The 22,823-nt window shown below is 57.2% G+C and carries 19 protein-coding genes and 3 tRNA genes; 12 read left to right on the top strand and 10 right to left on the bottom strand.

Translation table 11 applies throughout. The annotated features are described in order from the left end of the window. Positions 1-149: 149 nt before the first annotated feature. On the bottom strand, positions 150-566 hold the full coding sequence (locus Q9R35_RS15840; RefSeq protein WP_045931008.1) for a hypothetical protein: 417 nt from the start codon (positions 564-566) through the stop codon (positions 150-152). A gap of 224 nt (positions 567-790) precedes the next feature. Between Q9R35_RS15840 and Q9R35_RS15835 the strand changes: the two genes are divergently transcribed. From Q9R35_RS15835 to Q9R35_RS15825, 3 genes are read left to right on the top strand one after another with little or no spacing between them, the layout of a single operon-like run. Then, on the top strand, positions 791-1,339 hold the full coding sequence (locus tag Q9R35_RS15835; protein ID WP_143243294.1) for a PepSY domain-containing protein: 549 nt from the start codon (positions 791-793) through the stop codon (positions 1,337-1,339). A gap of 1 nt (position 1,340) precedes the next feature. Beyond that, positions 1,341-2,006: a response regulator transcription factor gene (locus Q9R35_RS15830; RefSeq protein WP_009457946.1), complete on the top strand. Its 666-nt coding sequence runs from the start codon at positions 1,341-1,343 to the stop codon at positions 2,004-2,006. Continuing rightward, the gene (locus tag Q9R35_RS15825; protein ID WP_311220110.1) at positions 2,003-3,364 is read left to right on the top strand and encodes a sensor histidine kinase; all 1,362 of its coding nucleotides are present in this window, start codon (positions 2,003-2,005) and stop codon (positions 3,362-3,364) included. Before Q9R35_RS15830 ends, Q9R35_RS15825 begins: the two co-directional genes overlap by 4 nt. 210 nt (positions 3,365-3,574) lie before the next feature. Here the strand turns inward: Q9R35_RS15825 and Q9R35_RS15820 are convergent, their stop codons facing one another. Continuing rightward, entirely contained in the window at positions 3,575-3,976 is a 402-nt protein-coding gene (locus Q9R35_RS15820; protein WP_009457944.1) for a DoxX family protein, read from the bottom strand. An 82-nt stretch (positions 3,977-4,058) separates the two neighbouring features. Here Q9R35_RS15820 and Q9R35_RS15815 point away from each other — a divergent pair, with 82 nt between their 5' ends. Next, complete coding sequence (locus tag Q9R35_RS15815) at positions 4,059-4,784, top strand: transporter substrate-binding domain-containing protein (RefSeq protein ID WP_042483815.1); 726 nt, start codon at positions 4,059-4,061, stop codon at positions 4,782-4,784. On the opposite strand, the gene Q9R35_RS15810 is transcribed toward Q9R35_RS15815, so the two are convergent. After that, positions 4,768-5,673: a LysR family transcriptional regulator gene (locus tag Q9R35_RS15810; RefSeq protein ID WP_042483818.1), complete on the bottom strand. Its 906-nt coding sequence runs from the start codon at positions 5,671-5,673 to the stop codon at positions 4,768-4,770. The genes Q9R35_RS15815 and Q9R35_RS15810 overlap by 17 nt on opposite strands. A gap of 98 nt (positions 5,674-5,771) precedes the next feature. On the opposite strand from Q9R35_RS15810, the gene Q9R35_RS15805 reads away from it, so the two are divergent. Continuing rightward, the gene (locus tag Q9R35_RS15805) at positions 5,772-6,209 is read left to right on the top strand and encodes a PACE efflux transporter (RefSeq protein ID WP_042483821.1); all 438 of its coding nucleotides are present in this window, start codon (positions 5,772-5,774) and stop codon (positions 6,207-6,209) included. Positions 6,210-6,304: 95 nt separating this feature from the next. Here Q9R35_RS15805 and Q9R35_RS15800 read toward each other — a convergent pair. Then, positions 6,305-6,381: transfer RNA gene (locus Q9R35_RS15800), tRNA-Pro, on the bottom strand. Between the two features lie 286 nt (positions 6,382-6,667). Here Q9R35_RS15800 and Q9R35_RS15795 point away from each other — a divergent pair. Genes Q9R35_RS15795 through Q9R35_RS15785 form a run of 3 tightly spaced genes read left to right on the top strand, consistent with a single transcriptional unit; the run spans position 6,668 to position 9,222 of the window. Continuing rightward, complete coding sequence (locus Q9R35_RS15795) at positions 6,668-8,290, top strand: flavin monoamine oxidase family protein (RefSeq protein ID WP_125304691.1); 1,623 nt, start codon at positions 6,668-6,670, stop codon at positions 8,288-8,290. A 2-nt stretch (positions 8,291-8,292) separates the two neighbouring features. Further along, entirely contained in the window at positions 8,293-8,709 is a 417-nt protein-coding gene (locus Q9R35_RS15790) for a cytochrome c (protein WP_026485261.1), read from the top strand. Between the two features lie 18 nt (positions 8,710-8,727). Next, entirely contained in the window at positions 8,728-9,222 is a 495-nt protein-coding gene (locus tag Q9R35_RS15785) for a DUF421 domain-containing protein (RefSeq protein WP_080723731.1), read from the top strand. 86 nt (positions 9,223-9,308) lie between these two features. Here the strand turns inward: Q9R35_RS15785 and Q9R35_RS15780 are convergent. The 3 genes from Q9R35_RS15780 to Q9R35_RS15770 form a co-directional block, all read right to left on the bottom strand. Next, positions 9,309-9,385 (bottom strand) — tRNA-Pro (locus Q9R35_RS15780). A 59-nt stretch (positions 9,386-9,444) separates the two neighbouring features. Then, on the bottom strand, positions 9,445-11,334 hold the full coding sequence (locus Q9R35_RS15775; RefSeq protein WP_042483827.1) for an LTA synthase family protein: 1,890 nt from the start codon (positions 11,332-11,334) through the stop codon (positions 9,445-9,447). 242 nt (positions 11,335-11,576) lie between these two features. Then, complete coding sequence (locus Q9R35_RS15770; protein ID WP_042483830.1) at positions 11,577-15,134, bottom strand: indolepyruvate ferredoxin oxidoreductase family protein; 3,558 nt, start codon at positions 15,132-15,134, stop codon at positions 11,577-11,579. A 127-nt stretch (positions 15,135-15,261) separates the two neighbouring features. Here Q9R35_RS15770 and Q9R35_RS15765 point away from each other — a divergent pair, with 127 nt between their 5' ends. Beyond that, positions 15,262-16,215: a LysR family transcriptional regulator gene (locus Q9R35_RS15765; protein WP_404977960.1), complete on the top strand. Its 954-nt coding sequence runs from the start codon at positions 15,262-15,264 to the stop codon at positions 16,213-16,215. Between the two features lie 6 nt (positions 16,216-16,221). Here Q9R35_RS15765 and Q9R35_RS15760 read toward each other — a convergent pair whose 3' ends face one another. Then, positions 16,222-17,523, bottom strand: coding sequence for a phospholipase A (locus Q9R35_RS15760; RefSeq protein ID WP_042483837.1), 1,302 nt, complete (start codon positions 17,521-17,523; stop codon positions 16,222-16,224). Positions 17,524-17,792: 269 nt separating this feature from the next. Between Q9R35_RS15760 and Q9R35_RS15755 the strand changes: the two genes are divergently transcribed. From Q9R35_RS15755 to Q9R35_RS15745, 3 genes are all read left to right on the top strand, one after another. Further along, positions 17,793-17,869, top strand: a tRNA-Arg gene (locus tag Q9R35_RS15755). Between the two features lie 214 nt (positions 17,870-18,083). Beyond that, positions 18,084-18,392 carry a DUF485 domain-containing protein gene (locus tag Q9R35_RS15750; RefSeq protein ID WP_042483839.1) on the top strand — a complete coding sequence of 103 codons (309 nt, stop codon included), beginning with the start codon at positions 18,084-18,086 and terminating at the stop codon, positions 18,390-18,392. Beyond that, a complete protein-coding gene (locus Q9R35_RS15745; protein ID WP_045931018.1) occupies positions 18,389-20,107 on the top strand; it encodes a cation acetate symporter in 1,719 nt (572 codons plus the stop codon). Before Q9R35_RS15750 ends, Q9R35_RS15745 begins: the two co-directional genes overlap by 4 nt. A 124-nt stretch (positions 20,108-20,231) precedes the next feature. Here Q9R35_RS15745 and paaX read toward each other — a convergent pair whose 3' ends face one another. Together paaX and Q9R35_RS15735 are read right to left on the bottom strand one after the other, a co-directional pair. Further along, entirely contained in the window at positions 20,232-21,191 is a 960-nt protein-coding gene (paaX, locus tag Q9R35_RS15740; protein ID WP_042483845.1) for a phenylacetic acid degradation operon negative regulatory protein PaaX, read from the bottom strand. A 159-nt stretch (positions 21,192-21,350) separates the two neighbouring features. After that, complete coding sequence (locus tag Q9R35_RS15735; RefSeq protein WP_063692373.1) at positions 21,351-22,820, bottom strand: phospholipase D-like domain-containing protein; 1,470 nt, start codon at positions 22,818-22,820, stop codon at positions 21,351-21,353. Positions 22,821-22,823: the final 3 nt, after the last annotated feature.

Raw genomic sequence — 22,823 nt, 5'->3', positions numbered from 1 at the left:
TGCGCCGTTTTTCGTCCTGCTTGCTTGCCACTGCCGTGAGGGTGGTGGCAAGGTCCAACTACCGACTTTGACTGCTGATACAACGGTGTGTTGTCACTTCAAACTACTGCTTGCGAACATCAACTGCTTGGGGGAAAGTGTTTCCGTGATCAGGACTTGGCGGCCTCTTTCGTGGCGCTGTCACCTTGCTGAGCGTGACCGGAGCGGTGGCCACGGCGATGCTGACCGTCGTTTTTACGCTCTACAACCGTAAACTCGCCATTGGCACCTTCGGAGCGGACACGCACAACCTTGCCGTCCTTATCGACCACCATGGCCATGATGTGGTCGCCTCGCTGGTGCAGGCTGCCCACTTTGGTGTAGCCGGCATCTTTCAGACGCTGGTAGGCGGGACCGATATCGGTGACTTGATCAGCGGTCAGCGGTTTGTGATCACGAGCCTGACGAGTCTGTTTTTGGGTGGTTTGTGTTTGGGCTGCGCTTGTGGCTTCCTGTGCAATGGCAGCGGTGCCACCCAACAGACTTGCGCTCAATACCAGGGCAGAAAAAAGGGAAGTGCGTTTCATGTATAGCTCCTTCATGTAATCAAAAAGTAGTGCTGTCAGATTCCTGGGTAGCTTCCTTTTGAGAGGGGAAGGTTTGTTTGTCCTGTCAGCCTGGTGCCCATTATGAGCAAGGGGCTCTGAATCTAAACTGAAGCCGCTGTTCATGTTATGTTCATCCGCAGCTTGCTATATAAGGGGGCGTGATCTTTTGATCCCTCTTTTTTTGATTGCACCTACCGATTCTTATGACGTCCCTTAAACAATCCGCATTGCTGATGAGTTTGGCCGCCGTTCTGATGGCGGTGATGCCATTGGCACTTGCCCATTCCCATGATTCCCCTGACTGCGGCAGCAAAAAGCAGCGGGGCGATTCGTCGTGGGACAGGGATCAGCGTTCGGACTGGTCGGGACATGATTACTTTGGGGATGACGACTGTTTTCGTCGTCTACCCCCGCCGCCACCTCCGCCCGAGCCACCCCCGCCTAACGAGCGTTTCGGCCCCAGTCCGTACTGGCCTCCGGGGCCGGCCTACCGTGGCCACGATCAGGCCCGTGAGGCCGTGCGCCGTGGGGAAGCCTTGCCGCTGCGGGAGGTCTTGAAACGGGTGAGAGAAACGTATCCCGGTCGGGTACTGCGTGTGCAGTTTGAATATGATGAGCGCGTTGAACTGTGGGTGTATGAGTTACGCATGCTGGTTGACGACAATCGCCTCCTGCGCCTGAAAGTGGATGCCCTGACCGGCAAAGTGCTGCTTGTGCGTGGCGTGAAACGCCCGCACTCCCGAGGACATTGATATGCGGATACTGGTTGTTGAAGACGAGCCTACCTTGGCAGCGCAATTGCAGCAGGCACTGGAGCGGGCGGGCTATGCAGTTCAAGTCGCCCATGATGGTGAGCAAGGCCATTACCAGGGCGAGGTTGAAGCCTTTGATGCCGTGGTGCTGGATCTGGGTTTGCCGGGCATGGATGGGGTGTCGGTATTGCGCCGCTGGCGGGCTTCGGACATCAATATGCCGGTGCTGATTCTGACAGCCCGCAATGACTGGCACGACAAGGTTGAAGGCATGGACGCCGGTGCTGACGACTATGTGGCCAAACCCTTTCATATGGAAGAGTTGCTGGCGCGTATGCGGGCCTTGCTGCGCCGTGCGGCGGGACAGGCGAATCCGCGTTTGCAGTTGGGAAAACTGGAGCTGGATGCGCGCTCGTCCTCGATCAGTTGTGCGGGCATGGTTTTGTCGCTGACCAGCCATGAATACCGTTTGCTGGCGTTCATGATGCATCACCCCGGTCAGGTGCTGTCACGCACTCAATTGACCGAGCATATTTACTCCCAGGATTTCGAGCGCGACTCCAATACCATCGAGGTTTTTATTGGCCGTCTGCGCAAGAAATTGCCTGCCGGTTATATCGAAACGGTGCGAGGCATGGGCTACCGTCTGGTGGACCCTGAAGCATGATCGCCTGGCGTGGCCACACCATTCTGGGATCGTTGCGCGGCCGTTTGCTGCTGGGGACGCTGGCCTGGATTCTGATCAGTATCGTTCTGGCCGGTTTGGGCCTGAATCGTCTGTTTCAGGATCACGTTTATCGCCAGTTCGAGCAGCGTTTGCAAACCCATCTGGACCAGATCATGGCGGACGTGAATCTGGACAACGCGGATGGCGTAACACTGCAGTCGCGCTTGAGCGACCCCTTGTTTGAACAGCCTTATTCCGGCATGTACTGGCAGATTGCGCGCCAGGAGGCGGGGAGCGATCAATGGACGGTAGCCCTGCGCTCGACCTCTTTGTGGGACGAGGCGCTGGACGTGAATGCCCCCGATACGCCCGACGGTGTCTTGTCGTTGAATGGCCCCGAAAAGCAGCGCTTGGTGGTGCTGCGCCAGGAGCTGGACGAGGTTAACGACAAGGGCCAAAGCCTGCAGATCATGGTGGCAGGTAACCGGGAGTTGCTGGCCGAGCCCTTGGCCCGTTTTGAGCGGATTCTGTTCCTGTCTCTGGGCGGTTTGGCCGTGGGCCTGATTCTGGCGGCCATCTTGCAGGTGGTGCTGGCCTTGTATCCCTTGCATCTGTTGCGACGCCGTTTGCTGGATGTGCAGGAAGGACGCGAGCCGCAAGTCAGCGGCAATTTCCCTAGCGAAATTCAGCCCTTGGTGGATGATTTCAATGCAGTGCTCAGTGCCAATGCAGGCATGGTGGACCGCGCGCGGGCTCAGGCTGGAAACCTGGCCCATGCCGTAAAAACCCCGTTGACGATTATGGGCAACGCGGCCCAGGCGGAAGATCCGCATCTGGCAGCGTTGGTCAGCGAGCAAGTGGCCTTGGCCCAGCGACAGGTGGACCACCATTTGTCTCGGGCAAGGGCCATGGCGGTACGCGCCATCGGTGTGCGTACGGATGTGTCGGCCTGCCTGCAGTCCCTGTGTCGGGTGATGGGACGTTTGCATAGCGACAAGCAGATCCATCTGGATTTGCCCGATCAGGAGCTGCTCTTTAAAGGCGAGGAGCAGGACCTGCAGGAGATGGCCGGGAATTTGCTGGATAACGCCTGCAAATGGGCGACGCAGAATGTGTGGTGCCAGGTGTGGCAGCAGGACAATGTGCTGCATCTGGTGGTGGAAGATGATGGCCCCGGCCTGGACCCGGAGCAGATGGAGCGTGTGTTTGGCCGTGGTCAACGTGCAGATGAACGGCATCCCGGTTTTGGTTTGGGATTGGATATCGTCCGTGAGCTGGCGCGCAGCTATCAGGGCAAGGTGCACGCCAGTGCGTCGGAGAAAGGTGGTTTGCGGCTGGATTTGACCTTGGCGAGTTAAGGCAGGGAGCTAGGCGGCCAACGCCAACGCCAATGCTAGTGCAAGTGCAAGTGCAGTGTCGGCGAACGGAACGTAGAGGCGTCTGAGGCGAGTGGACTGAGTGCTGGTGCGAACCGGGTCTGGTGGTGCTAATGTTGTTTGATCACCCAAGAAAAACGCCCGGCAAAGCGGGGCGTTCTGCGTTCTTTCAGCACAAGACTCGAGCCAGACTTAATTCCAGGGGCCGCCATCGCCACCCAGGCTGTAACGCCCGGCGCCAATCAAGCCGACTGTGAGCGCGCCAATCAGGAACATGCCTTGCAACTCCAAAGCCCAAATACCTTGGGCATTGAAACTGCCGATCTGGTTGCTGTGGGCCAGCAGCAAGGCAATGACCATGTTCATGGCTACAATCAAACCGCCGGCACGGGCGTAAAAGCCCAGAATCATCAGGACGGGAGCAATCACTTCGCCTATGTACACGCCCCAGGCCAGAAAGCCGGGCATATTGTTGGCGATCAGCATTCTTTCGATTCCTCCGATGCCATAACGTATCTTGGCGATGCCGTGCAGCAGGATCAACACACCGACCGTGACACGCAGCAAGAGTTTTCCAAGATCATCACGAGACATACAGGCGCTCCATTACGTAGTGGGACAGGAAGGTGCGTTATTGTAGAAGACCGGGTTCTTAAAAGTATGACGGAGCATTTACATGACACAAAAGCAGGCTGTCGCAGCAGAACTGGCCCCCAGCGGGGTTTTGCGTGTTGCCATGAATTATGGCAATCCCGTCCTGGCCCAACGTGGTGCCAATGAGCAGTCGCCCAAAGGGGTGTCGGCCGATCTGGCGCGCAGTGTGGCGCAAGAGCTGGGCTTGAGCGTGCAATTTCATGGCTACGATGCGGCCCAGGCCGTCGTAGAGGCGGTCTACAGGGACGAGTGGGATCTGGCCTTTTTGGCGATTGATCCCAAACGTGCGGAAAAGATCCGCTTCAGTGAAGCTTATGTGCATATCGAAGGCACGTATCTGGTACGCGAGGAGTCTGCCTTTCAGACCGTGGACCAGCTCGATCGGCAGGGCGTGTGCATTGCGGTTGGCAAGGGCGCGGCCTATGACCTGTTCCTGAGCCGTCATTTAAAGCAGGCGGATCTGGTTCGGGCAACAACCTCCGCTGACGCTATCGACCTGTTTGTGGAGGAGGAACTGGATGCCGCTGCCGGTGTGCGTCAGCCTCTGGAGCGCTATGCACGTTCCCGCAGCGGTTTGCGTGTATTGCCTGACAGTTTCACCGTGATTCGTCAGGCCATGGCGGTGCCATCGGAACGTACGCTGGCCCATGCCTGGGTCGAGGCCTTTATCGCCCGGCAGAAGAAAGAAGGGATGGTGGCGCAGTTCCTGGCCGATAGCGGCCAGGCCAATGTCACCGTGCCGGAATAGGCTGAAGGCGCGTATTCAGTTCGTCCTGCAGGGCCTGTCTGAACAGGGCCTGCGCTTTGCCCACCTCCTGGCCCTTGGATTGCAGCAGATAAATGGGCAGATCCAGCCCGTTGCTGCCGGTGGAGAACTGGATGCGCTGCAAACGGCCAGACTCCAGTGAGGGGCGCAGGCAGGACAAGGGTAGATTCGCCCAACCCAAACCCCGCTCCACCAGTTCCAGTGTCATGGGCAAGCTATCCGTTTTCCATTGACGCAGGCTGAGCATGGAGCGGTCTTTGCTGACATCGTTGTCGGGGCTGGTAATGACAATCTGCCGGTAGGCTTTCAAATCTTCCAGGGGGCGGGGGCCACCTTGCAGCAAAGGATGGCCAGGCGCGGCCACGGCGCTAATGGTTTCGGTCCATAAGGACTGCACAATGCCCACGCTTTCCAGCTCCAGCCCACCATAGGCAATACATAGATCCAGCTCGCGTTTCTTCAGAGCGTCGACCAAGGTGTCTTGTGGCGCGGTCCGTATTTCCATATCCAGGCCGGGGTAGCGTTGTTCCAGAGCCTGCAGGGCAATCAAGGCTGGCCTGGGATCTACATCACAGACTATGCCCAGTCGCACATGGCTTTCCAGCCCACCCGATAATTCCTGCAAATGCAGCCGCAAACCCTGCAAGCGGCTGGCGATCAGTTTGGCGTCGGGCAGCATGGCCAGCAACTCGGCAGTGGGCACGGGCTCCCGGCGGCTGCGATCAAATAGCGTCAGATCCAGCTCGGCCTCCAGATTGGCCACGGCCATGCTGACGGCCGATTGCGTCCGTCGCAAGGCCCGAGCGGCCGAGGAAAACGAACCGTGTTCGACTACGGCCAGTAGCAGCTCAAGATGATCGCTGGTAAGCATGGCTTAACCTATAAGTAAAACTGATGGAATCTGACTTTTTCTAAAAGAAATACTGCGGATAATCATGCTTTTCGGCATTTTTATCAAGGATATTTATCGTGCAGGGGTGGAAAAGAAGAGTGGTCTACGTGGGGATGTTCGAGCTGTTGGGCATGATGGTAGCGGCAACCGTATTGGGGCATTTGAGTGGTGCAGGGGCGATGGAAAGCGGCGTGTTGTCCTTCATGATCAGTACTTGTGCGGTGTCGGTGAACCTGTTCTACAACATGCTGTTTGAAGCCTGGGAGCGCCGTCGCCAGATTCAGGCGCGTACCTTCTGGCACCGGGTGCTGCATGTGGCCGGTTTTCAGATCGTGCTGGTGTCTTTGCTGGTTCCGCTGATCGCGTGGTGGCTGAATATCAGCTTGTGGAAGGCGTTCATGATGGAAGCGGTGCTGCTGGCTTTCTTTCCGATCTTTGCCTTTATCTACAACTGGGCATTTGATTCTATTTTTGGTTTGCCCGACTCGGTAGGGGTGAGTGCAAGCCAAAGTTAAATGCTGTAGCGGTGCCGGCAGTAAATGCAGGTAATGAATTGAACCGGCAAAACTAAAAGGCCTTGCAGATTGCTCTGCAAGGCCTTTGAATTTTTTGGTCGGGGCGGCGGGATTCGAACTCGCGACCCTCTGGTCCCAAACCAGATGCGCTACCAGGCTGCGCTACGCCCCGACTAAGAAAAAAATTATATCTCGTCGTGGGGAACTTGGCAAGCATATGCCTACATGAAAAAGGGGCTTGCACGCATTTATCTGGAGTCAGCTAATTTTCAGGGCTGTAAAGATGTGTTTCTTGTCTTGGGCTTAAACATTTTAGGTGCTTATAGTTAAGTGACAAGCTGATCATAAGGCATTGTGTTCTTTGTTTTTTTCCACACGAGTAGCATTCATGCACCGGGGGCAGGCAAAGAAGTTGGGGGCGAATGCTGCTCATCATTTTTCCAAAAGGAGAAAGGACGATGAGCCAAGTTTCACAGGGTGGAATACTGACACGGCGGCATTTTCTGACCATGGTCGGGTATGCCGCAGGTGGCGCGGCCATGTATCAGGCCATGATGCGCCTGGGCCATGCGGCGGAGGGCAGCTACGATGGCCCGATTCGCCTGGAGGGCAAGCCCAAGCCAGGGACCTCTGTGGTGATCCTGGGAGCGGGGCTGGCTGGCATGGTGGCCGCTTTGGAGCTGCGCAATGCAGGCTACAAAGTCAAAATCCTGGAATATCGTGAAAAAGTGGGAGGGCGGAACTGGTCCTTGCACGGCGGTGACAGCTACACTGAACTGGGCGGGGCCAAGCAGGATGTGAAGTTCGACAAGGATCAGTACATCAATCCGGGGCCTTGGCGTATTCCCTTTCATCACAGGGCCTTGCTGGACTATTGCAAGCGGCTCAAGGTCAAGCTGGAACCCTTTATTCAGTACAACTACAACGCGTACTTGCATAGCAAAGAGCATTTTGATGGCAAGCCCCAGCGTTTTCGCCATATCCATGCGGATTTCCAAGGACAGGTCTCCGAGCTTTTGTCCAAAGCCATCAATACTCAATCGCTCGATGCTCCCTTGTCCAAAGAGGACCAGGAAAAGCTGCTGGAGGCTTTGCGTAGTTGGGGAGCGCTGGATAAAAACATGGCCTATGTGAAAGGTCATGCCAGTTCCGAGGTCCGCGGTTTCGAGCGTGATCCGGGAGGTGGCCTCAATGCCCAGCCCGAGTTTTCCGAGCCCTTGAAGCTGGCTGATATTGTGCGCTCCAGCGTTTGGCACAATATGGGCATTCATGATTTGTACGAGTTTCAGCAGACCATGTTTCAGCCGGTCGGCGGCATGGACCAGATTGGCGCTGCGTTCGGTAAAGAGCTGGAGGGGCTGTTTACGTTTAATGCCAAGGTTACTGCCATCAAGCAGAACGATGGCAAGGTGACGGTCAGCTACAAGGATCAAAGCAAAGGCAGCGAGCACACTGAAACGGCAGACTGGTGCGTATGTACCATTCCTTTGTCGATTCTCAGTCAGATCGATCTGGATGCCAGCAAGGAAATGCACGCTGCCATTGACGCAGTGCCCTACGCTCCCTCGGTCAAGATCGGGCTGCAGTTCAAGCGGCGCTTCTGGGAAGACGATGACGCTATTTATGGCGGTATCAGTTACACGGACCTGCCCATCACCCAAATCTCTTACCCCAGCGGCGGCATGATGGCCGGTGGCAAAGGCGTCTTGCTGGGGGGCTATATGTTTGGCCCCAGCGCGGTGGAATGGTCCTCGCTTAGCCCCGAAGACCGGGTCAAGAAGGCATTGGAATATGGCGCGCAGATCCACCCGCAGTACAAGGATGAGTTCGAGAGCGGGGTGGCAGTGGCCTGGCATCGTGTTCCCTGGACATTGGGCTGCTATGGCATGTGGACCGATCAGACTCGGGCCGCGCATTACGAGAACTTGTGTCAGATTGATGGCCGGCTGGTTCTGGCGGGCGAGCATGCTTCCTATGTCAACGCCTGGCAAGAAGGGGCGATCCTGTCCTCCCTGAATGCGATTTCCCGTTTGCATAGCCATATTGTGGGTAATCAACAAGCCGATTCCAAAGGAGCCTAGTCATGATGATGCGATCTCTAGCGGTTTTTCTGGCCTCGGGACTGTTGACCATCAGCCATGCGGACACGGCGGTGGTAGGGGGTGATACGGTCGTCTTTACCCAGAAAACCGGTCAGGAAATTTATGAGCAGGTCTGTGCGTCTTGTCACATGATCGATGGCAAGGGCGCTCAAGGGGCGGGCATGTATCCGTCCCTGTCCAAGAATCCGAAACTGGGGGCACCTGCCTATGTGGTGTTCATGGTGAACCAGGGCAATAAGGGCATGCCCGGTTTTGGTGGCGTTCTAAATGACGAGCAAATAGCCGAAGTCGTCAACTATGTGCGCTCTCATCTGGGCAATGAGTTCAGTGACAAGATCACGGCTAAGGATGTGGCAGGCCAGCGTCCCAAGGACCATCAGTACTTCGATCTGAACTGATCGCAGGTTGCTGGCGCTATGCTGACACTGGATTGGAGCACGGTCTTCGCACTGGAAATGCCGGTGCTGGAGTCCGTGCTGCGAGGCACCGTGGTGTACTTTGTTCTGTTCATCCTGCTGCGGCTGGCGGGACGACGAGAGCTGGGCTCGCTGGGCGTTGCGGATTTGCTGATTCTTTTGCTGATTGCCGACGCCAGTGGCAATGCGATGTCAGGGGGCAGCAATTCCTTGACGGACGGTTTGCTGGTGGCCGCAACCATTGTTGCGTGGGGGTACATCGTCGATTGGCTGATGTACCGATTTCCGGCGCTCAATGCATTGGCAACGCCACGCAAGGTGTGTGTGGTCAGGGATGGGCAGTTGCAGTGGCGCAATATGCGTCGAGAGTTTGTGACTCGGGATGAGATCTTGAGTGAAATGCGCCTGGCCGGGATTCAGTCGCTGGATGAAGTGGCGGCAGCTTATATCGAGCCTAATGGCAAACTCAGCTTTTTGAAGGCGACATCGCCGTGATTGGAACCGATCGGGAACAGGCAGGGACGCAGGCAAAGAAAAAGGCTTAGTTCACTGTGCAATGAACTAAGCCTTTAATTCTTTAATGGTCGGGGCGGCGGGATTCGAACTCGCGACCCTCTGGTCCCAAACCAGATGCGCTACCAGGCTGCGCTACGCCCCGACTAAAGACAAGCATAATAGAACGAATTCAGGGCTTCGTCAAGCCCTGCGCCCCCGGTTCTAGCGTTTTTGCAGGTGGGGCAGGGTGTAAGCCTGTTCGTGGTATGCCCAGCTAGGCCACAGGACGTGGGCCAGCGCTTCCTTGGCCAGTGCTTCGTCTATCTGTTCCAGCGGCTCGTACTTGTCCGGTGCGGTATAGCGATACTGGCAAGGCGGCAGGTGTGGCATCAGCACGGTCAGAATGTCGCCTTTCAGATAACCGTAGTTCTCGAAGTATTGCATCATGGCTCGGTCGCTGTCTTGCTGGGTCAGGTCGCGCCCGATCATGGGGTGCTCGCTTTCAATGCCCATCAGGGACAGCAAGGTGGGAGCCAGGTCGATCTGGCTCATGATGCGTTCGTCCTGGCGGCTGGGAACGCCTGCACCCAGAATCAGGGCGGGAATATGGAAGTGGCGCAAAGGCACCAGGTTGGCACCGCCCACGCGCGAGTCGTGGTCAGCCACAATCAAAAATACCGTGTTGTCCCAGTAGTCGGATTCGCGCGCTTTCTTGAAGAAGTCGCCAATGGCCCAGTCCGCGTAACGCACGGTGTTCTCTACGGTGGCGGGATCGCCTTCTACCTGGATACGGCCAGCCGGGTACTCCCAGGGCGAGTGATTGCTGACGGAAAAGGCCAGCGTCAGGGTGGGCTGCTCCTTGTCCTGGCCAAGCAACTGGTGCAACTTGTTGAACATATCCTCGTCGCTGGCGCCCCAGGTGCCGACAAATTCGGGGGACTCAAAGCTGGATTGTTCATATAGCTCGTCAAAACCGTTGCCCAGGAAAAAGCTCTTCATATTGTCAAAGTGGGCCTCGCCGCCATAGATAAAGCGCGAGCGGTAGCCTTGTTCCTTGAGCAATTGGGCCAGGGTAAAGAAGCGGGTTTGTGAGCCGGGCAGGCGCAGTACGGCGTCGGCCACGGTTGGGGGGAAACCGGCGGACACGGCTTCCAGACCCCGTACCGAACGAGTGCCGGTTGCGTAGGCGCGGCGGAAGTTCCAGCCTGTCTGGGCCAGCTTGTCCAGCTCGGGCGTCAGCTTGGCGCCCCCCAGATTGCTGACATATTGCGCACCCAGGCTCTCTTCCACGATCAGGACCAGATTGGGTTTGCGCTCGCGTTTCTGCGCGGGGGTTTGACGGTGCAGGGTGGGCAATGTGTCAGGCCCGGCAGGCATCGCGGCCGCATCGCGCACGATCTGGTTCATTTCGGCGGCATCCATGCCACCGTAAATGTCCTCGGCAGAGCGCTCGTTTTTCATGCTGTAGATGGCGTAGGCCACGTTGTACAGCGAGTTCAAGGGCAGCGTGTTGAGCATGCTGTCGCTGCTCCAGGCCACCGAAGAGGGGTTGATGGGGCGGTGTGCCAGGGTGCCACGTATCGCCAGCGCGCACAGAGCCGCGCCTGCCAGCATCCAGATGGGGCGCAGCCACCAGCTCATGATGGGATCGGGGCCGATATGACCAAAAATAGACCAGCCCGAGTACACAATCAGCCCAAGACCAATCAGGGCGATGCCTATCATCAGCTTGTAGCCTTTCCAGAGCATGCCCATCACTTCCTGGGGGTGCTTCAGGTAGTCCACGTACAGTCGGTTTGGGCGTGTGTCGTATTCAATAATGAACTGGGGCGTGGAGACTTCCAGCAAGGTCAGCAAGAACCAGGCGAAGGTAAACCAGATGGCGGCTACCGTCGTCATGGCGGGATAGTGTCCCAGCCAGGGAGCCAGCAAGATCACGGGGGCGCTCAAGGCGGCAATCATCAGTGCGTCGATACGCAGGCCGCCAATCAGAATGGGCAGCAGACCTCCGGCCTGACGCACGCGTGGCCATTGCCATAAGGCAAAAGCCAGCCTGAATGCGGTCAGCAAAATCAGGGCTGAAGGAATGAAAACGTAAACGAGATGGCGCATAAGAAAGTGGTCCTGGATCGACCTGATTACCACAGGCGGTGGCACTGGCATCGAATTGCACGATTGTATGTCAGTTTAATGAGCAAACTATCCTGTTAAACGCGTGGGCTTGCCCAGGAAAAGTCGGCGGGCTAGCGGTTCAGAGTGTAAAGACGAAAAAAAAGCAGGCCGCTTTGAAAGACAGCCTGCTGCTAAGGAGGAGCTAGGGGGAGCCAGCCCTGTGTCCAGGGTTGGCTATAAGTTCAGGCAACGCGTTGGCTGGGCTCGGTACGGGAACGGAACTGGCTGCGTTGCTGTTCACGCTGAGCGTAGGCTTTGACATGGCCCGCATCCTTGACATGGCCGTAGCCACGGATCAGATCCGGGTAGTTCAACCAGCGCTGGGCCACTTCCATATTGTCCGCATCCAGGTGGGCGCTGACTTCATTCAGGTCAGCCAGATAGTCTTCAATATTCTGACGTTCCTGACGGCGTTCCTGGGTGTAGCCAAAGATATCCAGCGCACCACCGCGCAAGCCGCGTAGACGGGCCAGAATCTTGAACAGGCTGCGGGTCGAAGGGCCAAACTTGCTCTTGATTGGCTGACCCTGGCTGTTCTTGCGACCGAGCAAGGGCGGAGCCAGATGGTATTCAATCTGGTAGTCCTTGCCAGGCTCACCCGCAAACTGGGCACGCAGCTTGTCCAGGAAGGCCGGGTCGGTGTACAGGCGGGCCACTTCGTACTCGTCCTTGTAGCTCATCAGCTTGGCCAGTTGCGTGGCGGCGATGCGAGTCAGGGGCAGAGCCTTGTCCTGATTCAGGCGCGATTCGCGTTCCATGACCTTGTTGATGGCGTCGCGATAGCGCTTGGCCCAGGCCGGGTTCTGATACGCAGTCAGGTGCTCTTCCATGCGTTTGATCAGGGACTGCACGCTTTCAGGGAACGTGACTTCGCGGGCTTTGGGCGTCGCACCTTCCATCAGGGCTTCGATACCTTTTTCAGCGGCCAGACGCCCCCATTGAAAGGCTTCGCGGTTGGCTTTGACGGCAACCCCGTTCAGTTCGATGGCGCGCAGCAAGCTGTCCATGTGCAGAGGTATCCAGCCACGCTGGAAGGCATAGCCCAGCAAGATGGGGTTGGCGTACAGGGCGTCACCCATGACGTGTACGGCCAGGGCATTGGCATCCAGATAGCGGATCTCTTTGCCCACGGCGCTTTCGATATCCGTGCAGGCCGTTTGCAGCGGGAATTTCCAGTGCGCGTTGCCGATCAGATCCGAGGTCGGGCTGGCAGCGGTATTGATAATGGTGTGTGTGCGGTCGCGGCTGACACGGCTCAGTACGTCCGTGGAGGCGCTGACCAGGGCATCACTACCAATCAGCAAGGAGGCCTCGCCAGTCGGAACGCGGGTAGCGTGCAGCAAATCGGGCTGGCGTGCAATTTGCACGTGGCTCAGCACCGCACCCCCTTTCTGGGCCAGACCGGCCATATCCAGAACGCTGACACCTTTTTGCTCGATATGAGCGGCCATACCCAGCAGGCCACCTACCGTCACGACACCCGTGCCACCGATACCGGCAATCAGAATGCCGTAAGTCTTGTCCAGATCCGGCAGTTTGGGCAGAGGCAGATCGGCCAGATTGAAGGACTCCAGCGAGCGGCCTTGGGCTTCCGGCTTGCGTACTTGTGCCCCTTTCAGGGTGACAAAGCTGGGGCAGAAACCGTTAACGCAGGAGAAATCCTTATTACAGGAGGACTGGTTGATACGGCGCTTGGAACCCATGGGGGTGTCCAGCGGCTCAACGGACAGGCAGTTGGACTTGACCGAGCAGTCCCCGCAGCCTTCACAGACTGTGTCATTGATAAAGGCGCGCAGGGCGGGGTCCGGATAAGTCCCTTTCTTGCGGCGACGGCGTTTTTCTGTAGCGCAGGTCTGGTCATAGACCAGGATGGTGGTGCCGGGCACTTCGCGCAGCTCGCGCTGTACGCGGTCCAGCTCATCGCGGTGATACACAGGCGGGTTGCCAGCCAGGGTAACGCCCTTGAATTTCTCGGGCTCGTCGGTAACCACCACAATCTTGCGTGCACCCTCGGCATGCACCTGGGCAATCACGTCCGTGACTTTCAGGATCCCGTCTACGGGCTGGCCGCCTGTCATGGCGACGGCATCGTTGTACAGAATCTTGTAGGTGATATTGGAGTTGGCCGCGATCGAGGCTCGAATCGCCAGAATCCCCGAGTGGAAATACGTGCCATCGCCCAGGTTGGCGAAGACGTGTTTTTCATCGGTAAAGGGCTGCTGACCAATCCAGGCGACGCCTTCGCCACCCATATGACTGAAGGTAGAGGTGCTGCGATCCATCCAGACTGTCATATAGTGACAGCCAATTCCGGCCATGGCACGTGAACCCTCGGGCACGCGGGTAGAGGTATTGTGCGGACAGCCCGAACAGAACCAGGGTTTGCGCTCCACGCTGACGCGCGGCATGCGGGCTTCGCGGTCCTTGGCGTCCAGAATGGCCAGACGGGCCTGGATGCGGGCATGCAGTTCCTCTGGGAGATCCATGGTGCCCAGGCGGCGGGCAATGGCGCGCGCAATAATCGCGGGGGACAGTTCACCTTGAGGCGGCAGCAACCAGGGGGAACGCGACAGGGACCACTCGCCGCCACCGTGCTCGGTCTCGTCAAACTTGCCGTAAACCTTGGGGCGTACATCGTCGCGCCAGTTGTACAGTTCTTCTTTAAGTGCGTATTCCAGAATCTGGCGTTTTTCCTCTACCACCAGAATTTCGGACAAGCCAGTTGCGAACTGGCGGGCGTCCTGCCCGTCCAGGGGCCAGATACAGCCCACTTTAAATAGTCGGATGCCTAGCTCGGCACAGAGCTCGTCGGAAAGGCCCAGATCGGCCAATGCCTGGCGGGTGTCCAGATAGGCTTTACCGGCCGTCATGATGCCAAAGCGGGCTTCGGGCGAATCAATCTCGACGCGGTTCAATTTGTTGGCGCGCACATAAGCCAAAGCGGCGTACCACTTGTGGTTCATCATGCGGGCTTCTTGCGCCAGTGGCGGGTCTGGCCAGCGGATGTTCAGGCCATCGGCGGGCATGTCCTCGATCTCGGGCAGGACAATGTTCAGGCTGTCCGGGTCCAGGTCCACCGAGGCGTTCGATTCCACCACTTCGGTGACGCACTTCAAGGCCACCCATAGACCGGAGAAACGGCTCATGGCCCAGCCGTGCTGGCCAAAGTCCAGGTATTCCTGCACGTTGGCCGGATACAGCACGGGGATACCGGCGGCGGCGAAAACGTGATCGGACTGGTGGGCCACCGTGGAGGATTTGGCGCCGTGGTCATCGCCTGCCAGTACCAGCACACCGCCGTGACGGGCGCTGCCGGCCGAGTTGGCATGCTTGAACACGTCCATGGAACGGTCCACACCCGGGCCTTTGCCATACCACATGGCAAAGGTGCCATCGAAGCGGGCACTGGGGTACAGATTGGTTTGCTGGCTACCCCAGACGGCGGTAGCGGCCAGATCTTCGTTCAGACCGGGCTTGAACACGATGTCGTGTTCTTGCAAGTGTTTGCTGGCCTGCCATAACGCTTGGTCTACGCTCCCTAGTGGGGAGCCCCGGTAGCCAGAGATAAAGCCTGCTGTATTCAGACCGGCGCGCCGGTCCCGTTCTTTTTGCAGCATGGGCAAGCGCACCAGGGCCTGGGTGCCGCTCATATAGGCGCGGCCCTTGGTGACAGTGTATTTGTCATCCAGGGACACCGATTCCAACATGGCCTTGTAAGGTTTGTTGAGTGGGGCATTCATGAGTTTGTCTCCTGCAAGAAGGATTGTTTTCGTGCAAGTTGTTGTAGTTTGTTCTTTAGTCTAGGGCAGCTTTTTGTTATCGTAAAATCAAATTTACGTGTACCTGATATCTGAAAAACGGATGGCTATGAAACATGAAGTGACCCTGAGACAGTTCCGATATTTCATTGCTGCGGCGGTTAGCGGGCAGTTCTCGGCGGCGGCCCAGGCGGAGAATGTCTCGCAGTCGGCCATCAGCAATGCGGTGCAAAGTCTGGAGCGTCAGCTCAATGTGGCTTTATTTGAACGCTTGCCCCACGGCGTGGAGTTGACGCCACAGGGGCAGGCGTTTTTTCACCACGCCCATCACGTGATTGATGCGGTCAGTGATGCACTGAATCACGCAGATTTGCGTCGCCAAAATATCGAAGGACAAATTCGGGTGGCCGCGGGCTATACGGTTCTGGGCTATTTTCTGCCTGATCTGATCAGCCGTTTCAAGCACAGTTATCCTAATATCGACATCGAGCTGGTGGATATGGAGCGCCCCGAAATGGAGGCGGCCTTGCAGGACGAGCGCATCGATCTGGGTGTTGCTATTTTGTCGAATATCACCGATTTGGCTTTGTTCGGGCACCATCGCCTGAGCAGTTCCCGCCGTCGTTTATGGGTGTCCGATCAACACGCTCTGGCCAATGAGTCCAGCGTGTCCCTGGAGCAGATCAACAACTATTCCTACATCTTTCTGACGGTAGACGATGCCGATACGGCGGCCATGCGTCATTGGGGCAGCCCCGGCTTTCCGGAGCGCATCGCTATGCGGACGCGCTCCCTGGAGGCGGTGCGCGGTTTGGTGGCTTATGGCTTTGGAGTGACGATCTTGTCAGATATGGTTTACCGGCCCTGGTCTCTGGAAGGCAAGCGTATCCATGCCATCGGGATTCATGACCCGGTCGAGTCGGTAGAGGTAGGCTTGTTGTGGCCCAAAGGACGTGAGCCAGGAGGATTGGTGGCCTTGTTCCAGCGTTTTCTGATCCAGGCCTGTGATCATGATATGGCCCGCGCCGGCATGGGAAGCCGACGCGGTGGGGGACTGTTGTAGAAGTGCTTAAGGCACCAGCGCCAGACCGATACGGAACTGAGAAGAGCGATCGCGATATCCCAGCATGGTTTCCGCATAGCCCGAGAAGTACTGGCCGTAGAGATAGCCATTCATGTTCAAAGGCGTGCGGTTCAGCGGCCAGGCAATCGTGAACTCATGCGTATTGCGGCTGCCCGCGCCCTTGTTGTACATGCCAGACAGTACTAGTCCGTTGTCCTGCGCGTAACGGACCTTCCAGTCGTAACGGCCACGGTAGTGTGCCCAGTCTGCGTTCTCGCCCATGAATACATAGTGCTTGATGCGTGGGGCAAACGTCAGTGTGGCGCCGTGATCAAAGCGGTAATTGAACTCGGGCTGGATGAAAACCTCGTTCATGGAGCGGGAGTCGTCTCCGGCCTTGCCGTTGGAGGCGTGTTCGTAGCCGGTGGCCAGGCCCATGAACAACCGTTTCTGCTCGGACTCCCAAATGGAGTCCTTACGCCAGAAGAAGCTGGGGCGGTAGGTGGTGTCTACAAAAGGCTTGGAGTCGGCATGCAGATCCCACAGGGCTGTTTGCGTATAGCCAATGTAGAAGTGATCGTAGAATCTCGGATTGCTAGGATCATCCGGCGAATGCAGACGGTACTTGAAGCTCAGCTGGAAGCGGGCATTTGTGCCGCCTTTATTGCCGACAATAAAGTAGGTTGGGTCGTGAGCCGAAATCGCATTGCTGAAGTTCTCGAAGCTGGAGTTCGCGGGTTTCAGGCCTTGTCCATTATTGATGGCTGGCCCTTCGCGTTGTGCTCCGGCTGCGACGGCCTGGGCATAGGGCAGGGCGGGGTCAATGACACGTGGGTCATGGCCAGCACCTGCGTTCACCACGGCGGCGTTTGCTGCTTGCGAAGTAATCGGGCTTTGGGCTTCCGGATTGGTGTCCAGTGCCAACATCACACGCTCGCCTTCAATATTGACGGCTTGCAAGCCGGTCAAGCCATTGGGGACCACGGCTCGCCAGCTGTAGGCGGTGAAGTTGTTGGTAGGGATGGATGCTCGGGGCCGCGGGTTGACCAGTTCGGCCAGGCTGCGGATGACGTTGCCGTTATTGTCGCGCCACTGCAAAACCAGGTTTTGCGGGGCGGTCCAGCTCATCAAGCTGCCTGTGTCGTTGTAGACGATGGCGTCAATATCGACGGTTTCACCAGAACTGGCCTGTACTTGGCGCAACTGGTAGCTGATACCTGCCTGTGCGGTATTCAGGATTGCGCTCAAGATAAGAAGGGGGGCCGATAGTATTAAAGAGTGCTTACTTAGTTTCTTTTTGGTCGGCATGGAGAAAAGTCCAGGAAAGCGTGTTAATCCGTACACGACTGTACCATTTGCGACTAAAAATACTACCTATAATTATTTTTCTTACAGTATTGACACTCTGACCAGAGTGCTGCTTATCTAAAACAGATTTTCAGGCTAGAATATTCGATTGTCCTTTTCAGGTCTGTTTTTTTTCAAAAAATGGGCCTTGAAATCGGTCCTTATTCCGTACGGGCCGTTATCTCGGACCTTGCATTGCTTGGCAGTTTTGACGATGCCACCATCACCTGGCGGGTGTAGCTCAGTTGGATAGAGCACAGGCCTTCTAAGCCTGGGGCCGGGGGTTCGAACCCCTCCACCCGCGCCAATCTTGCTCCCATTTCCTGCACGTTTTCCTACTCCTAGGCATTACCCTGAGCCGATGCATTTAGTAAGTATGGTGTAAGTGTCGGGCTCTAATGTTCACCGCATAGACGTCGGCAGGCGTCTTCATAGCGCCGTTTTCAGCCTTTTTTGGGCTGGGCCGGTTCAATAAGATACGCCAGCAAAACAAGGCGTTCAGAACAATGCGGAGACAAACTATGCAAGACCCTCTTGTAGGTCGGATTACGGCCAATCCTCGCTATCAGAATCTGGTCAAGACCCGGTTGCGGCTGGGCTGGATGCTCACCATCGTCATGCTGGTGGCTTACTACAGTTACATCGGCATTATTGCTTTCGACAAGGAATTGTTTGCAGAGCGCTTGGGTGATGGCGTCATGACCTTGGGTATTCCTATTGGTTTTGGAGTCATTGTGTTGGCCGTCGTGATTACAGGCATTTATGTCTGGCGCGCCAATACCAAGTTTGACCAGATGGCCAAGGAAGTCCTTGAGGAGGTGCGTAAATGAAGCATTCCTATCTTCGTTCCGGCCTGGCTCTGGGCCTGATGCTGGCCAGCCCCGCCTTGCTGGCGGCTGGCGGCGACCTGGGCGAGCTGCAAAAGCAGCCGACCAACTGGACTGCGATTGGCATGTTCGCGGTCTTTGTGCTGGCGACCTTGTGGATTACCAAATGGGCGGCTGCCCGCACCAAGTCGGTCTCTGACTTCTACACGGCAGGTGGCGGTATTACGGGCTTTCAAAACGGCCTGGCCATTGCCGGTGACTATATGTCTGCGGCTTCCTTTTTGGGTATTTCGGCTGCGGTGATGATCAACGGCTACGATGGCCTGATCTATTCCATCGGCTTTTTGGTCGGCTGGCCCATCATTACGTTCCTGCTGGCAGAAAAGCTGCGTAACCTGGGCAAGTTCACCTTTGCCGACGTGGCGGCTTACCGCTTCCGCCAAGGTCCGATTCGCGCCTTTGCGGCTTCGGGTACGCTGGTTGTGGTTCTGTTCTACCTGATCGCACAGATGGTCGGTGCCGGCCAGTTGATCAAGCTGCTGTTTGGTCTGGAGTACTGGGTTGCCGTGGTGCTGGTGGGCGTGTTGATGATGGTCTACGTGCTGTTTGGCGGTATGACAGCCACGACCTGGGTGCAGATCATCAAGGCTGGTTTGCTGCTGTTCGGTGCTTCCTTCATGGCCATCATGGTATTGGCACAGTACGGTTTTTCCCCTGAAAAACTGTTTGCCGCTGCCGTGCAGGTCAAGACCGATGCCGCTATTGCTGCCGGTAAGGATGCGGTTCAGGCCTCCACGATTGGTCAAGCCATCATGGGTCCCGGCAACTTCATCAAGGACCCGATCAGCGCGATTTCCTTCGGTATGGCTCTGATGTTCGGTACGGCTGGTCTGCCACACATCCTGATGCGCTTCTTCACGGTGCCTGATGCAAAAGAAGCACGTAAATCCGTGTTCTGGGCAACCACCTGGATTGGCTACTTCTACATCCTGACCTTCATCATTGGTTTTGGCGCTATCGTGCTGGTGTCCACCAATCCCCGCTTCCTGGAAATTGGCGGCGACTTGATTGGCGGTTCCAATATGGCTGCGGTGCACCTGGCTGATGCTGTGGGTGGCGACGTGTTCCTGGGCTTCATGTCGGCAGTTGCTTTCGCCACGATTCTGGCTGTGGTGGCCGGTTTGACACTCTCCGGCACATCGGCCGTGTCTCATGACCTGTACTCCACGCTGATCAAGAAAGGCGAGGCCACAAACGAGGAAGTGATGCGTGTATCGCGCACCACCACCTTGATTCTGGGTGTGGTTGCGGTGCTGCTGGGCATTATTTTCGAGAAGCAGAACATCGCTTTCATGGTGTCCCTGGCTTTTGCGATTGCCGCTTCGGCCAACTTCCCGGTCCTGTTCCTGTCCATTCTGTGGAAAGGTTGCACGACGCGTGGTGCAACGATTGGCGGTTTCCTGGGCCTGATCGTTGCTTTGCTGCTGACCTTGCTCTCCCCATCGGTGTGGGAAGCGACGCTGGGTAATCCTGCTGGTTCGGCTCCGTTCCCTTATGCGTCGGCTGCACTGTTCTCCATGCCTTTGGCTTTCGTGGCGATCTGGTTCTTCTCGATCACCGATAAAAGCCCACGTGCCGAGATCGACCGTGCTGGTTTCGAGGCTCAGTCGGTACGTTCTGAAACGGGTGTGGGTGCAGAAGCTGCCTCTGCGCACTAATCTGCCCTGACAGGCCGGGTCTGAGCGCCCGTGCCTGACCCTGACAGCGCACAAAAAACCCCGGTGTGATTCGAATCACACCGGGGTTTTTATTTGTCCCTTCGTCAGGCTGCAAGTTCAGGCATCAGGCTTGGCTCTCGGAGGGAACGGGCAGACCGTCAAAACGCTCGTAGAAGTAAGCGGCGGCTTCCGGCGCCTGTTCATCTTCGGCACGCAGGGTGGACAGGATATAGCGCTCGGCCTTGCCGCAGACCTGACGGTACACATCCCGGCACAGCTCATAGGCCTGTTTTCCTGCCCAGCCTGCGGGCAGCAGTTCAATGGGCAGTTGCGGGTCATGGAGCTGAATCCGGCGGAACTCGTGAATCAGCAGCGTGCGAATCACAAAGGCCAGCTCGTCGTTGTAGTCGTGGCCTGCGTCCAGCATGGCCAGGGCAGGAGCAAAGCGCTGGATGAACTGCCCATAGCCGCTGGCCACCTGGGCCAGATCCCAGCTGTCCTGAATCAGTTGAGACAGGGGGCGGGTCTGAGGCAGCTGAGACGGCTCCAGCTTGCCGACATACACCTGCGACTGCGCCTGTGTGGCCTGCAGGATGTAGTCCAGAATCGTGTGATCCGGATTGGGGTGCAGAAAAGCGGTGGGTGACAAGGCACAAAAACCTTCCCACAGCAGTTCCTTGCGCAGGTCGGCCCGTTGCTTGGAGTTCATCATCAGGCTGGGCATGCTGAAGATCAGCGTCCATTGACCATCCCAGGCCAGATAGGTAGGTGTGTAGATGCGTTGATACGCGTGCTCGAAGCGCTGGCTGGCTTCGGGGCGCAGGGTGTACTGGCTGCGTCGCCCCTCGCGTTGCGCGCTTAGCCAGCCCTCCTCGGCCAGCCTGTAGACGCTGGTGCGCACCAGCCGGTCGCTGATCCCGAAGGGAGCCAGCAACTGAATCAAACTACCCAGCCAGAGTTTACCGCCATGCGGGCGAATCACGTCGCCAAACAAGGTCATGACCAGGGACTTGGCACGGGGAGGGCGGTTTTCCAGATGGTGGGCGGCCCATTGGGCCAGGTCGGAATAAGGAAGCTCGGACATTGTTTTTTTAAAGGCGCTCAAGGCTGTATGGGAACGGCACGCCTGTCTGTGTAGACCGTTTAAGCGCTTGATTATAAAGGGTGGGTGCGCAAGCGGATTGAAAGATTGTGCAAGCCAAGGGCTTTCTTGAAGCTTGCAGCAGTTTTATGGGCGCACACACTACAGGTAGGGGCTGGCCAGCCAGATCAGGCGGTTGCGCAAGCGCTTGCCAAAGCCAATGGAACTTAAGGATTCCAGGCTGACGGCTTCGGCCTCTTCAATTTCCAGATCAATCAGGTTCTGAATTTGGCGGGCCGTGTCGCGACTGTAGATTTCTACATCCAGCTCGAAGTTCAGACGCAAGCTGCGCGGGTCCAGATTGGACGAGCCAATATAAGACCAGACGCCGTCGATCGTCATGAGCTTGGAGTGGTTAAAGGGGCCGCGAGCGCGCCAGACACGGCAACCCGCGCGCAGCACCTGATCCAGCTGGGCTGTCATGGCGTAATTGACCAGGCGCAGATTGTTTTGTCCAGGAATCACGATATCGACCTGAATGCCGCGACGGGCGGCGGTATTCAAGGCTCCCAGCAAGATCTGGTCAGGTAGAAAGTAGGGCGATTGAATACGGATATGGCGCTGGGCAATGGCAAACGCACCTTGCAGCATGTGATGCGTGCTGGCCATGAAACGATCCGGGCCGGAGGCGATGCATCGGGCAGGAACGTGGGGTCTGGGTGCTGGCGAGGGGCTGGCATGCCAATAGATCGGGGACAAGTCCTCGCGGGTGGTGAATTGCCAGTCATGGCGGAAAGAGGCCAGCAATTGCATGACAGCCGGGCCTTCCAGGCGAAAGTGCGTGTCCTGGGACGGCTTGCCATCGCTGTACTCCGCCATAAAGGACTCACGCAGATTCATGCCGCCGGTAAAGCCGATCGTGCCGTCTACAATCAGCAGCTTGCGATGGCTGCGAAGATTGGCGTAGGGCATGCGCAAAAAACCCAGCGGATTGGTCATGAACAAAGCGCAGCGTATGCCTTCCCGGCGCAGCAATCGCACAATAGGCGTACGCGAGTATTTCGCCCCGATGGCATCGACCAGGACACGAATCTGCACGCCACGCTGATGGGCACGAGACAGGGCGCTGACAAACTCACGTCCCAGGCGGTCGCTGTCGAAAATATAGCTTTGCAGGGCAATGGTGCTGTGGGCCTGATCAATGGCTTCCAGCATGGCTGGGTAGGTTTGATCGCCGCCGACCAGAACGCGCACATTATTGCCATTGCGCAGCTGGCTGCGGCTGACGCGGTCACCCAGAATTTGCAAAGAGCGAAAGGGAGCGCCTACCAGGGCGCCAATGTCCGAGACGGGGGGATGCAGATACGTGACCTGTTCATAGAACACGTCCGCACTTTGTTCCAGAAGGCTTTGCCTGCGTACGCGATTGATCCCCGCAATCAAATACAGAAACGGTCCTAGCAGGGGCGACATGATGATGACGCCCACCCAGCTGATGGCTGCACGGACATCATTTTTGGTCATGGCGGCATGAATCGCCGCCGAAGCGCCCAGTATCACGCTGAGTGCCAGGGCTAGATGCGGCCAGTAATCGTGCAGCAGGGAGCGCAGGTGTATCAGATGCTCTTGCATGGG

Source organism: Alcaligenes sp. AB3, from assembly GCF_031844565.1.
In the GTDB taxonomy this organism is placed as follows: Bacteria; Pseudomonadota; Gammaproteobacteria; order Burkholderiales; family Burkholderiaceae_B; genus Alcaligenes; species Alcaligenes faecalis.
The sequence above is the reverse complement of the archived record's forward strand: the minus strand, read 5'-3'. Positions and strand labels throughout refer to the sequence as shown.

Coding starts and splice junctions, on each gene's coding strand:
- Q9R35_RS15760 (WP_042483837.1), bottom strand. CDS start 17,523: ATGCCGACCAAAAAGAAACTAAGTAAGCACTCTTTAATACTATCGGCC.
- Q9R35_RS15775 (WP_042483827.1), bottom strand. CDS start 11,334: ATGCGCCATCTCGTTTACGTTTTCATTCCTTCAGCCCTGATTTTGCTG.
- Q9R35_RS15765 (WP_404977960.1), top strand. CDS start 15,262: ATGAAACATGAAGTGACCCTGAGACAGTTCCGATATTTCATTGCTGCG.
- Q9R35_RS15815 (WP_042483815.1), top strand. CDS start 4,059: ATGACACAAAAGCAGGCTGTCGCAGCAGAACTGGCCCCCAGCGGGGTT.
- Q9R35_RS15790 (WP_026485261.1), top strand. CDS start 8,293: ATGATGATGCGATCTCTAGCGGTTTTTCTGGCCTCGGGACTGTTGACC.
- Q9R35_RS15785 (WP_080723731.1), top strand. CDS start 8,728: ATGCTGACACTGGATTGGAGCACGGTCTTCGCACTGGAAATGCCGGTG.
- Q9R35_RS15795 (WP_125304691.1), top strand. CDS start 6,668: ATGAGCCAAGTTTCACAGGGTGGAATACTGACACGGCGGCATTTTCTG.
- Q9R35_RS15735 (WP_063692373.1), bottom strand. CDS start 22,820: ATGCAAGAGCATCTGATACACCTGCGCTCCCTGCTGCACGATTACTGG.
- Q9R35_RS15770 (WP_042483830.1), bottom strand. CDS start 15,134: ATGAATGCCCCACTCAACAAACCTTACAAGGCCATGTTGGAATCGGTG.
- Q9R35_RS15835 (WP_143243294.1), top strand. CDS start 791: ATGACGTCCCTTAAACAATCCGCATTGCTGATGAGTTTGGCCGCCGTT.
- paaX (WP_042483845.1), bottom strand. CDS start 21,191: ATGTCCGAGCTTCCTTATTCCGACCTGGCCCAATGGGCCGCCCACCAT.
- Q9R35_RS15750 (WP_042483839.1), top strand. CDS start 18,084: ATGCAAGACCCTCTTGTAGGTCGGATTACGGCCAATCCTCGCTATCAG.
- Q9R35_RS15745 (WP_045931018.1), top strand. CDS start 18,389: ATGAAGCATTCCTATCTTCGTTCCGGCCTGGCTCTGGGCCTGATGCTG.
- Q9R35_RS15810 (WP_042483818.1), bottom strand. CDS start 5,673: ATGCTTACCAGCGATCATCTTGAGCTGCTACTGGCCGTAGTCGAACAC.
- Q9R35_RS15825 (WP_311220110.1), top strand. CDS start 2,003: ATGATCGCCTGGCGTGGCCACACCATTCTGGGATCGTTGCGCGGCCGT.
- Q9R35_RS15840 (WP_045931008.1), bottom strand. CDS start 566: ATGAAACGCACTTCCCTTTTTTCTGCCCTGGTATTGAGCGCAAGTCTG.
- Q9R35_RS15830 (WP_009457946.1), top strand. CDS start 1,341: ATGCGGATACTGGTTGTTGAAGACGAGCCTACCTTGGCAGCGCAATTG.
- Q9R35_RS15820 (WP_009457944.1), bottom strand. CDS start 3,976: ATGTCTCGTGATGATCTTGGAAAACTCTTGCTGCGTGTCACGGTCGGT.